Source organism: Geobacillus sp. Y412MC52, assembly GCF_000174795.2.
Classification (GTDB): Bacteria; Bacillota; Bacilli; order Bacillales; family Anoxybacillaceae; genus Geobacillus; species Geobacillus thermoleovorans.
Map to the genome: position 1 here is coordinate 2,447,580 of NC_014915.1, position 11,953 is coordinate 2,459,532.

An 11,953-nucleotide genomic window follows, 5' to 3' on the forward strand; every position below is an offset into this window, starting at 1 on the left:
AAAAATCTTTGCCATTAAGGAACTAATTTCCTATAGCCCCGCTCTCCCTGTCATCCAGCCTATCGGCAGGCGACAACAGGGAGAGCGGCGTTTTGAGTTTTACGATTGCATCAGTGTAAACGTCGAACGAATTCCCATTTTTTCGTACAGTTTTAAACTCGATTCAAGCCGTTGCTTCTCGAGTTGTTTCATCATGTCTTGAATGTGTTTTTGTTCTTCGAGATATGACATGATGATTTCCTTCTGCTCTTCGAACGGCCGCACTGGAATCGGAATGTTCTCCAAATCTTTCATATTCAAAATCGTGACATTTGTCCCTGCCTGTTTGCTCAAAAGAAGATATTGCCCAACAGGGCTTTCCAAGAAGATCTTTAAGTAAAATGGGTCGACATGGCGGTGCGGACGAATGCCGATAAAGTTATGGGAAATCAGTATATCTCCCTCATGCGGCGGGATGACCGCTATTTTGATCCCCGCCCCCCGAACCGATATAATGACATCGCCTTCTTGGACAAGATATGATTCAATTTTGGCATTGTTTGTAATTTCATAAGACGCGAGTTGATCGATCAACACCTCCCCATTTTGGACGTCAGATAACTTAATCACTTTATATGGCCCATTCTCTGTTTCTGCGTCTTTGGCTGAGATATTGATGCCGCGGTAGAAAGTGCCGATCCGTTTCAATGGTTGTACGCATGGCAAATTCTTTATGTGATCATGGTAAAACTTCACTTTTCCGTACGGCTCGATCGTCCATTCACTGCTTTGCAAATACCGGTTGCTTAAAAGGTTCGCTTCTTCAATCTCCCGGACGGATACGAATTTGCTTACTTCATCGATCTCCAGCCCTTCATGATATATGGCCACAATCCGTTCGATATCTTCTTGGCGCAAATATCTTCTGCCTCTTCTCCGTTCGCCATAATAATTTTCCGCGTTAATGAATAAAATGTTTCCTTCCCTCTCTGCACTTTTATTTTTATTCAGCACAAGAAGGTTGATCTGAATGGCTGCACCATCAAGCAAAGATGATGGCAGAGCGATCACGGACTCAATCAAATCGGCGGCCAATAAATGCTCCCTGATCACCGCCTCCGGCCCTCCTCTAAACAGCGTTCCGTTTGTGACGACAAGAACCGCTTTTCCGTTTTCCTTCAACGAAGAGAGAGCGTGCAAAATGAAAGCCATGTCAGCGCTCGTTCGCGGCAATCGGCCGTATACAAACCGATCATAACGGTCATTCATCAGTTGTTCATAGCTGTTTATTCTCATGCCGAACGGAAAATTCATCATAATGTAATCAAACTTTTTCAACTTGTTTCCCTCTACAAATGCAGGCTCGGTAAGCGTATCTCCTTTGGCCAAACGAGCATCGGTCCGGTCGTGAAATAACAGACGCAGTTTTCCAAGCGCCCATGCTCGCTGATTGATTTCCTGACCGTACAGCGCCACTTCGCAATGATGTCGCCGTGCATATTCGCTTGCTGCGCACAACGTGCCGGACAGCCCTGAAGCACCATCATAAAACTCCCCTCCTTCCATATTTAAAAGGCGAATGCCCAGCTCATTAACACCAGCCGGCGTGATCAGCTCTACACCTTCAACCCCGGCCATATTGCCTGCGTACACAAACAACGATTCAATCCATTGTTTCCACTGCTCTTTCGTGAATGCAAAAGAATGAATCCGCGACAACAAATGATATAATGTATTGTTGCTTAATCGGCCAAACAAGTCGGAAAACTCATATACTCCCTTTAGGAAAGGGACATGTGCTTCTATTTCGTTTAAAACTGCCTTTACCTTCTCCGCCAAAAAAGCTCCTTCTTTTAAAATCACCCCTAAAGAGAGTTCGTCTGGAAGACTGTAACGCTCCTTATCCAGTTCTAAAAATTTCACGCTTGCAATCGACGCGATCGTCTGCACAGAATCGATCACGCTTATATTCGCCTCGCTGCGCAACTTATCCATGAAATGAGATAATTCTCTTTCATACACCATTTAAAAGTCACCTCATTTTAGTAATAAAATTACTTACTTTAAGTATTGACCAAAAAAACTTTCTATCTGCATTATAATGCCAATAATAATAAAAAATCAACAATAAGTTAGTAATTGAGTTACTTTTTCTTCCCCTTATCCAAAGAGTGGCAATTGCACCTTTTTAACATAGTGCGCGCCGTCCTACAGCCGCCGGACACAAAAAAACAGCCGCCCACTCATGCAGGGCAAGCCGCCTACGCTCACGACGGAGATTTCTCATAAATCGTCTTCCCGTCGCGCTCGATTTCGCGCCGGATCGCTTCGTTCAGCGCGTCGAAAAAAAGCACATCGCACGAATAAATGCCGACGATCTCATCAATATCCTCTTTGATTTTCCACTTTTGTTTGCCGGTGTAGTCCACGCACAAGTCAATGTCGGAGTTGTAGCGGGCCGTGCCGCGCGCCCGCGAGCCGAACAACACGACTTTTTGAATGTCTTTTTCGCCGGCGAAATACGCCATCAGCCGTTTAAACACGACCGGGCTCATTCCATAGGTCACGATCGATCACTTCTTTTTTGATGTGTTCGAGCAGTGCTTCGATTTTGTGGACATATTCATTCATCTGAAATCAAACATGCCTACTTCAGAAAACAGTGAACAGACTAAATCACTTCTAACGATATTTCATGTAGCATATCGAGATCTTGCGTCTGGCAAGATGGAAGGAGCTCACCGTAGACACTTATATTTACTTTCCGCTGTGGAAAAGCCTCAACATGAATTGATTCAATTCTCGCCATATAACGCCCGTTGTTTTGAATAAGGTTAAACATAAACTCGCTATAGAAAGCAGGAATATACCCTAGCTTACACCCTTCATCTGTTAACACTTCTACTGCTTTAGAATCTTGCCTATTCTCCGGCTCTAACCGAAAATGCACCTCATCTCCCACTTTAAGATGTTGAACCACTTGATCTCCCTCATAATACCTCCAACCGGCGACATAAAAATCAAAATCGAAATGATTTCCCGATACATAAATTGGCGCTACAAATTCATAAGAATCTGTCGCAAGTTTACCACCAGTCGCTCGCAACATATCCATATCTGTACAATCGCGCGGCAAGCCGTATGTCCGCAAAATTTCTAAAAAATCCGGACGGCGCCGGTCAGGCAAACGCCGCTCAAAAGGCCCGAACAATCTGTTAGAAACGTATTTTTTTCCTATATCCGGAAACGACAAATGAGGTTGATAACCGTTTTCTAGTGCTTCGAACAGTCCTCTTCTCTTCCTGCTGCGTTCATAATAAAATACATACTTATCCCCATCGTGTAATAAGTTTCCAATATGATATCGCTGCCGAGTACATTCATTTTGCCAAATTAACCAAAGCACAAAAGGGCGCATCGCTTATTTCACCTCCATATACCAATTTACGAGCCATTCTTTTCGATACTGTAATAATTTTAATACCCATTCTTTGTAAATTTTACTCATGACATTTTCTGAAACACCATCTAAAACAGTTGTGACTTGTTGCTCATTTATTTGACTGATACGATCAATTTCCTTCTTCATTTCTATTATCACAAACAATAATGGTCATGCAAAAACCCGAAGTCCCTTTTCGAACTTCGGGTTCTCCTTTCACACTTCCTCACAATATTCATCGAACAGCGCCTGCAGCTTTTGCACGACAGCGACCGGTTCGTTCCCTTCGATGTCGTGTCGGTGCAGCATGGCGCACAATTTCCCGTCTTTTAACAAGGCGAACGACGGCGAGGATGGCGGCTCGCCGACAAAATATTCGCGCGCGCGGGCGGTTGCTTCTTTGTCTTGGCCGGCAAAGACGGTCACCAAATGGTCCGGGCGCTTGTCGTAATGAACCGCGTGGGCCGCTGCCGGACGGGCGATGCCGCCGGCGCAGCCGCACACCGAGTTGATGAGCACGAGCGTTGTGCCCGGACGGCGGAATGCCGCATCGACGTCTTCCGGCGTGCGCAGCTCTTCAAATCCGGCTTCGACCGCTTCGCGCCGCGCTTGTTCGACGATGTCGTTATAGAGCGGAAATTGAAATTGGAACATCTCAACACCCCCTTCGATTTGCCTTTATCATATCACAGTTCACCGCCCCGCTTCCGTTCATACGCCTCGATCAGCTCGCGGACGGCGGCGGTGACCGGCTTGGCGCCGGAAATGACGCTGTTCTCGAGCATCGGGAGCTTTTCTTTCACGATCGGGTCGGCGAAAAAGCGCGTTTCGATATATTCTTTGATCATGGCGTGCATCCAGTCTTTTTGCTGCTGGCGGCGGCGGTCGAAAAAGACGCCGGATCGCTTTGTCGTTTCGACAAACGTTTGAATGACGCGCCACATGTCGGCGATCCCTTCTCCCAAAAGCGCCGAGCATGTGTACGCTTTCGTCTCCCAGCCGGGCGTGGCCGGGCGGAGGTAATGGAGAAACTGGTTGTATTCTTTTTGCGCCGCTTTTGCTTTTTCTTTATTATCGCCGTCCGCCTTGTTGATGACAATGGCGTCCACCAGCTCCATGATGCCGCGCTTCATGCCTTGCAGCTCGTCGCCGGCGCCGGTTAAGGCGAGCAACAAGAAAAAGTCAACCATCCCGCGGACGACAAACTCGCTTTGCCCGACGCCGACCGTCTCGACGAGGATGATGTCATAGCCGGCCGCCTCGCACAGCATCATCGTCTCGCGCGTTTTTCGGTGTACGCCGCCAAGCGCCCCGCCCGATGGGGACGGACGGATGAAAGCAAGCGGATTGCGGGCGAGCGCCTCCATCCGCGTTTTGTCGCCGAGGATGCTGCCGCCGGTCAACGAACTCGTCGGGTCGACGGCCAAGACGGCGACGCGGTGCCCTTGCTCGCACAAAAACGTGCCGAACGCTTCAATGAACGTGCTTTTTCCCGCCCCCGGCACACCGGTGATGCCGATGCGAATCGAGCGGCCGACGTGCGGAAGCAGTTCATTGAGCACTTGCTGGGCGAGATCCATATGCCTGGCCGCATTGCTTTCGACAAGCGTAATCGCCTGCGCCAAAATGGTGCGGTCGCCGGCGAGCACTCCTTGGACGTATTCTTTAACCGATCGTTCTTTTCGCCGCACGAGCCGCTTCGGCGCCGGCGGGCGCTCGGCTTGCACGTACGACGACAGACCATTGCCGTCCGCCCATTCCGGGCGCCGCGGCTGCCCGTCCGAAACTGCGCTCTGGCCGCTTGCCTGTTCCCGCCGTTTCTCTTCGCCGTTCATTGGTTCACTTCCTCATAGCCAAGCCGGGCGTAAATTTCATCCAACACTTTTTCCGCCGCTTCCGGAATGACCGTGCCCGGTCCGAAAATGGCCGCGGCGCCGTGCTCATACAAAAACGCGTAGTCTTGCGGCGGAATGACGCCGCCGACGACGACCAAAATATCATCGCGGCCGAGTTTGCCGAGCTCCTCGACGAGCTGCGGCACAAGCGTTTTATGCCCTCCGGCGAGCGAACTGATGCCGACGGCGTGCACATCGTTTTCGACCGCCTGGCGCGCCGTTTCTTCCGGCGTCTGGAAAAGCGGGCCGATGTCGACGTCAAACCCTAAATCAGCAAACGCCGTGGCGATCACTTTCGCCCCGCGGTCATGGCCGTCCTGCCCCATTTTCGCGATCAAGATGCGCGGGCGGCGTCCTTCGAGTTCGGCGAACTGCTCAACCCGTCGCTTCACCCGTTCCAGCTGCGCTTCGTTTTTGTATTCCGAGCTGTAAACGCCGCTGATCGAGCGGATGGCGGCGCGATGGCGGTTCGCCACTTTTTCGATCGCGTACGAAATTTCTCCGAGCGTCGCCCGGACGCGCGCCGCTTGGACGGCAAGCTCGAGCAAGTTCCCCTCGCCCGTTTCCGCCGCTTTCGTGATGGCATCAAGCGCCGCTTCGACCTGCTCGTTGTCGCGCGTCGCCTTTAGCACGTTCAGCCGCTCGATTTGCCGCTGGCGCACGGCGGTGTTGTCGACTTCCAAAATGTCAATCGGCTCTTCTTTTTCCGGGCGGTATTTATTGACGCCGATGATCGTTTCCGCTCCTGAATCGATGCGCGCTTGGCGGCGGGCCGCCGCTTCTTCGATGCGCATTTTCGGGATGCCGGTTTCAATGGCTTTCGCCATCCCGCCTAAGCTTTCGATTTCTTCGATATGCGCCCACGCCCGCTTCATCAACTCGTTCGTCAACGTCTCGACGTAATACGAACCGGCCCACGGGTCGATCGTCCGACAAATGCCCGTTTCTTCCTGCAAGTACAGCTGCGTATTGCGGGCGATGCGCGCCGAGAAGTCGGTCGGCAAGGCGATCGCTTCATCCAAGGCGTTCGTATGGAGCGACTGCGTATGCCCCATCGCCGCCGCGTGCGCCTCGATGAGCGTGCGCACAACGTTGTTGAACGGATCTTGCTCGGTCAAACTCCAACCCGACGTTTGCGAATGCGTCCTTAGAGCGAGTGATTTCGGATTTTTCGGATTGAACGTTTTCATCATTTTCGCCCACATGAGGCGCGCCGCCCGCAGTTTCGCCACTTCCATAAAGTAGTTCATGCCGATCGCCCAGAAAAACGACAGCCTCGGCGCGAACGAGTCGATGTCAATGCCGGCTTTCAAGCCGGTGCGCACGTACTCAAGCCCATCAGCGAGCGTGTACGCCAGCTCCAAATCGGCCGGCGCCCCGGCTTCTTGCATATGGTAGCCGGAAATGCTGATGCTGTTGAATTTCGGCATGTATTTGGCCGTATAGGCGAAAATGTCGGCGATGATGCGCATCGACATCTCCGGTGGATAAATGTACGTGTTGCGCACCATATATTCTTTCAAAATATCGTTTTGGATCGTGCCGGACAGCTTGTCTTGCGTCACTCCCTGCTCTTCGGCGGTGACGATGTAAAACGCCATAATCGGGAGCACCGCCCCGTTCATCGTCATCGACACTGACATTTGGTCGAGCGGGATGCCGTCAAACAAAATTTTCATATCGAGCACCGAGTCGATGGCCACCCCCGCTTTGCCGACGTCGCCGACGACGCGCGGATGGTCGGAGTCATAGCCGCGGTGCGTCGCCAAGTCAAAAGCAACCGACAGCCCTTTTTGCCCCATCGCCAAGTTGCGCCGATAAAAGGCGTTGCTCTCCTCGGCGGTCGAAAAGCCGGCGTATTGGCGGATCGTCCACGGCCGCACGACGTACATCGTCGGGTACGGCCCGCGCAAGTACGGCGGCAAGCCGGGCATATAATCGAGAAAATCAAGCCCATCGATGTCTTCCTTTGTATAAAGCGGCTTCACCGCAATGTGTTCGTTCGTCTGAAACAACAGCTCATCGATCGACGCTTGCACGCGCCGCTCCACCGCGTCTCTCCACTGTTTCTCATCCACATCGGCCGCTATGGCGGAAAGCGTCATGTTGGTAAAATCAACGTACTTCGCCATCAAGCGCCACCCCTCTTTCCGTTAGAAACGCCACGATCACATCGTACGCGTTCGAACCGAGATGAATCGATCCGTCCACGCCCGCGTCCGCGTACGTTCTCTCAAGCTCTTCCGGCGGCTTTCCGGCGACATACAGCTTCGCGTTCGGCTTGGCTTGCTTGAACGCCTCAGCCAACGCTGGAACGAACGCCGGGTAATCGTCATCGGCGCCGCACACGATATAATGCGTCCCGTTCGTGTTCCGCACCCATTCGACCGCTTCCGCGACCGAGGCAAAGCCATCGCTCCGCTCAGCCGCCACCCCGCCGGCCGCAAACAGCCCGGCGATGAAATCGGCGCGCGCTTGATGGCGGACAAGCGGCCCGATATTGATCAAGTGAACGGAAAGCCGGCTTCCCGTGCGTTCGGCATACTCCTCGGCTGCCTTCCGCAGCTGCTCAAACGGCTCGGCCAAGCGCCATGCGTGAATCGGCGCAATGCGGACTGACGCGTTTCCGTCAGCAAGCGCCGCTGCGATCTCCCGAGCGGTTGCTCGACGGCGGGCCGCACGAATCGCCGCTTCCATCCACTTCCCGCCGACAAGCGCGCTGCGAATCTCGGCCACCCGCTTTTCATCCAGCGGCGGCGCCACGTTCGCTGCGTCTTGCTTCGGCTTTTCGACCGGCGTTTCCTCCAAATTGGCGTACACGTTCGTGCCAACGATTTTTTCCTTCCGCGTCTTGACACGATCCAGCCGCCGCTTGGCGACCGCTTCCACTTCCGTCTGCACGAAGCCGTCTTCGAGCGCCTTCGCCATGCCGCCTTTTTCCTCCACTCGTTGGAACAGCTTCCACGCTTCTTCGGCGAGCTTGGCGGTCAACGTTTCCACATAATACGAGCCGCCCGCCGGATCGATGACGTTCGCCACATGCGCCTCTTCGAGCAAAATGAGCTGCGTGTTGCGGGCGATGCGCCGAGAAAACTCATCGGCGAGTCCGATCGCCTCGTCAAACGGCGACACGTGCACGCCATCGGCGCCGCCGACAACGGCCGCAAACGCTTCCGCCGCCGCTCGGAGCATGTTCACATACGGGTCGTACACCGTTTTCGTAAAGGGCGACGTGCGCACATGCAGCTCGATCCGCCTTGCTGATTCACCGCCGCCAAACGCTTCGATCACTTGCGCAAACAACCGCCGCGCCGCCCGCAGTTTCGCGATTTCCATAAAAAAGTCCGCCCCAACCGCAAACGACGCTTGCATCCGCGTCGCGATGTCATCCACCGTCAGCCCCCGATCCAGCCCGGCGCGGATGTACTCGACCGCCGCCGCCAGCGCAAACGCCAGCTCCTGCACGGCGTTCGCCCCGCCGTTATGGTACGGCTCGCCGCGCACCAAAATCGTGCGGACGGCAGGCATCTGTTCCTTCGCCCACTTTGTTGCTTCCGCCATTTCATCATACAGCCGCAAAAGCGAACACGGGAGCGTCCCCTGTTCCGCCCACGCTCCGAGCGGATCCATGCCGATCGCGCCCCGTACGCTCGATAGCGGCACTCCCCGTTCCTCTAAATAAGCGGCCAACAGCGCCAAAAACGAAAGCGACCGCGCCCCGGCGTCCACACGGAGCGAATAGCGGTCCAGCGGCACGCCATCAAACATCGCCGCCACATCATCAACCGACTCGACGGCAAACGGCAGCCGACCAAGGGCAAGATGGATTTCCGTCTGCCCCCGCTCCAAGTCGTGCTTCACTGCCTCGTTCCAGTCGGACGGGCTCGCTGCCGAAATCTCCTGGCTCACCTTCCACGGCTCGCCCCGATACCCTTCCGGCCGCGCCCCGCGCACATAGCGGCCAAAGCCCGGGTACTGCTCAAGCGGGCCGAGCGCCTCCACATCGCGGCGCGTATAGAGCGGTTTGACCGCAATGTTTTCGTACGTCATCGATACAAGCCGCTCGAGCGGCTTGCCTTTCAGCGACTTTTCCGCTTCCCGCTCCCACTCCTCCACCGTCGGAGCCGGAAACGCCGCTTCCTTCATCTTTGCGACATCGCTCATTCCGATCCCCCTTTGCCTTCCAGACATAAGAAACCGCTTTCTTTTCAAGCCGCACCTTTCCCTCTCGAACCCGTCTGCTCAGAACGAAGCGCTGATGACGCTTCGTGTGGGAAAAAACGGTTTCTATGTTTATTGTAGTACATCGGCCGCGTTTGGGCAATGAACAAAAAGGCAAACAACTTGCTGATGCCACCATTTCGCCATGAAATGGAAAACAAAGCGGTCAAAAAAACATGAACGATCCCGAAATGGCTCGATGACTTGGCGAAACAACACCATCTCAACGATTCACAAATCCTCCAAGAAGCCCTGAAAAAACATGAAAGGAAGAGGGCGTTGTTGCATGCTCTCTTGGACGATGCTCCCTCGTCCCCCTCCAAATCGCCGCTTAGCGAAAATCTCAACTGCCATTTATTCATTGGAAAATGTTTCGCAAATCGATCACGAAATCCTTCAATACATGAACCAAAACGGCGTCATCCCGGTTGTACACTCCATGAAGTTCCAATCTTCCTGTTTTTCCGCGCAAATACACTTCCACCACTTGATTCGCCGGGTCAACGATCCAATATTCCTTCACCCCGGCCCGCTCGTACGCGATCCGTTTGTCCATCCGGTCGATTTTGGCCGTGGCGGGGGACAAGATCTCGACGACCAAATCCGGAGCCCCGACAATGCGGTTTTTTTGAATTTTGTTTTTGTCGCAGATGACGACAAGATCGGGGCATACCCAGTTTCGGACGTTTTCATCCATCCATCCCTTTCGATGATCTTCGAAAAGATACACATCGATCGGGGCGGCCAACACGCGGCAATCCTTCCCACGAAGATGCATCCCGAATTCAATGGAAAGTTGGAGCGAAACTGATTGATGTTCCGGTGTCGGCGACGGCGCCATGCTAATGATGTTCCCGTCCAAGACCTCGCACCGTTTTCCTTCCGGCCATGTCGCATACTCTTTGTAGGTCATAGGGGCCTGTTCCTTTTCTGGTGAACCCATATCCTCCACCTGCCTCCTAATTTTATATTGATTATACACCATCCATTCCTGTGTCTTGAACGATGTTTATTCCTCTTCCCGAACGAGCGGCAGGCGGACGAATACGGTCATCCCGCGTCCAAGGTCGCTGTCGAACCGAATCGCGCCGTCATGAAGAGAGACGATTTGTTTGACGATGGCAAGCCCCAAGCCGGTGCCGCCTTCTTTGCGGGTGCGGGCGCGGTCGACGCGGAAAAAGCGCTGGCCGAGAAACGGGAGCTGGTCTTTTGGAATGCCTTTGCCCGTATCTTGGATCACGAGCTCGCCTTCCGCTTCCGACAAGCGGGAAAGCCGCACCGTCACCACACCGCCTTCTGGGGTGTAGCGGATGGCGTTGTCAAGCAAGTTGCGCACGACTTGTTCGAGCCGGTTGGCGTCGCCGTTGACGATGATGTCATAGTCCAACTCGCACGCCAGCTCGATCCGCTTTTGCGCGGCGATCGGTTCGTACGTGGCGATGACATCTTCGATCACTTGGGCGAACGCCACCGGCGCGCGCTCGAGCGGCACGCTTTGCCCTTCAAGGCGCGCCAGGTCAAGAAGATCGCGCACCAGCCGCTCCATCCGCTCCGTTTCGCGGTGGATGAGGCGAAGGTACGCCTTTTCTTCTTCCTTCGTTTTCGCGAGGCCAGCAAGGAGTGCTTCGCTGTATCCTTTCATATAGCTGAGCGGCGTGCGCAGCTCATGCGAGACGTTCGCTAAAAACTCGCGCTTCCGCTCGTCTTCTTTGGCAATGGCGTCCGCCATTTGGTTGAACGCCTCCGCCAGGCGGCCGATTTCATCATCGCTCCGCACGGGGATGTCCGCTTCGTAGCGTCCTTCCGCCATGCGTTCTGCCGCTTGTTCCATCGCTTGGAGCGGCTCGGTCATCTGCCGCACCATCCGTCGGCCGACAACCAAAAGCGCGGCGGCGAATATGGCGGCCAACGGCCAAAACGTGGCGGCCGCCCGCTTCGTTGCTTCCTGAACGTCGGCTAACGGCAAATACAAGTAAATCGCTCCTTCAAGCCGCTTGCCGTCCAAAAGCGGAACGACGACCGCCATCACGCGGCGGCCGAACCGCTTTTCGTATCCCGTTTTGACAACAGGCTTCCCGGCTAACAATGTTTCCCGGTCGCGGCCGCTGACTAACGCGTCATAGTGGACCGGAAACGGAAAGCAGGCGCTCAGTTCGCGCGGGTTGTCAATCAACAAGATCGTGGCCGTTGATTTTTCGTCATACCATTCGATTTGACGGCGATATGCCTCCGTCACCGCCCCGCCGCGATAGTCGCGGGCGAGGCTCGTCCCTTCCGCGATCAACGTTCGCTCAACTTCTTTCATGTACACCGTCCGGTAAAAATAATTCAGAAGGCCAAAGGAAAACGCCAGCGTCACCACGACCGCGGCGCCGATCGACAGCCATAGTTTTTGTCCTAACCGAAGCCGTTTCAT

At 54.1% G+C, this 11,953-nt stretch carries 9 protein-coding genes and 1 pseudogene; 1 reads left to right on the forward strand and 9 read right to left on the reverse strand.

Features of this window, described 5'->3' with window-relative positions; genetic code table 11:
* Nucleotides 1-99: 99 nt before the first annotated feature.
* The 7 genes from GYMC52_RS11995 to GYMC52_RS12030 form a co-directional block, all read right to left on the reverse strand.
* Entirely contained in the window at nucleotides 100-2,004 is a 1,905-nt protein-coding gene (locus tag GYMC52_RS11995; RefSeq protein ID WP_012820611.1) for an N-6 DNA methylase, read from the reverse strand.
* A 242-nt stretch (nucleotides 2,005-2,246) separates the two neighbouring features.
* A complete protein-coding gene (locus GYMC52_RS12000; RefSeq protein WP_080997829.1) occupies nucleotides 2,247-2,534 on the reverse strand; it encodes a nucleotidyltransferase family protein in 288 nt (95 codons plus the stop codon).
* Between the two features lie 116 nt (nucleotides 2,535-2,650).
* Nucleotides 2,651-3,397, reverse strand: a complete 747-nt coding sequence (locus GYMC52_RS12005) for an HIRAN domain-containing protein (protein ID WP_012820609.1) — start codon at nucleotides 3,395-3,397, stop codon at nucleotides 2,651-2,653.
* 240 nt (nucleotides 3,398-3,637) lie between these two features.
* Nucleotides 3,638-4,075 carry a BrxA/BrxB family bacilliredoxin gene (locus GYMC52_RS12015; RefSeq protein WP_012820608.1) on the reverse strand — a complete coding sequence of 146 codons (438 nt, stop codon included), beginning with the start codon at nucleotides 4,073-4,075 and terminating at the stop codon, nucleotides 3,638-3,640.
* 32 nt (nucleotides 4,076-4,107) lie between these two features.
* Complete coding sequence (meaB, locus tag GYMC52_RS12020; RefSeq protein WP_012820607.1) at nucleotides 4,108-5,256, reverse strand: methylmalonyl Co-A mutase-associated GTPase MeaB; 1,149 nt, start codon at nucleotides 5,254-5,256, stop codon at nucleotides 4,108-4,110.
* The gene (gene scpA / locus GYMC52_RS12025; protein WP_012820606.1) at nucleotides 5,253-7,448 is read right to left on the reverse strand and encodes a methylmalonyl-CoA mutase; all 2,196 of its coding nucleotides are present in this window, start codon (nucleotides 7,446-7,448) and stop codon (nucleotides 5,253-5,255) included. Before scpA ends, meaB begins: the two co-directional genes overlap by 4 nt.
* Nucleotides 7,432-9,480, reverse strand: coding sequence for a methylmalonyl-CoA mutase family protein (locus GYMC52_RS12030; RefSeq protein ID WP_012820605.1), 2,049 nt, complete (start codon nucleotides 9,478-9,480; stop codon nucleotides 7,432-7,434). The genes scpA and GYMC52_RS12030 overlap by 17 nt, the downstream gene beginning before the upstream one ends.
* 186 nt (nucleotides 9,481-9,666) lie before the next feature.
* Here GYMC52_RS12030 and GYMC52_RS20035 point away from each other — a divergent pair.
* Nucleotides 9,667-9,801, forward strand: a pseudogene (locus tag GYMC52_RS20035) (type II toxin-antitoxin system HicB family antitoxin); the annotation flags it as partial.
* Nucleotides 9,802-9,895: 94 nt separating this feature from the next.
* Here the strand turns inward: GYMC52_RS20035 and GYMC52_RS12035 are convergent.
* Nucleotides 9,896-10,480: a Uma2 family endonuclease gene (locus GYMC52_RS12035; RefSeq protein WP_011231854.1), complete on the reverse strand. Its 585-nt coding sequence runs from the start codon at nucleotides 10,478-10,480 to the stop codon at nucleotides 9,896-9,898.
* A 66-nt stretch (nucleotides 10,481-10,546) separates the two neighbouring features.
* Nucleotides 10,547-11,953, reverse strand: coding sequence for a sensor histidine kinase (locus GYMC52_RS12040; RefSeq protein ID WP_012820603.1), 1,407 nt, complete (start codon nucleotides 11,951-11,953; stop codon nucleotides 10,547-10,549).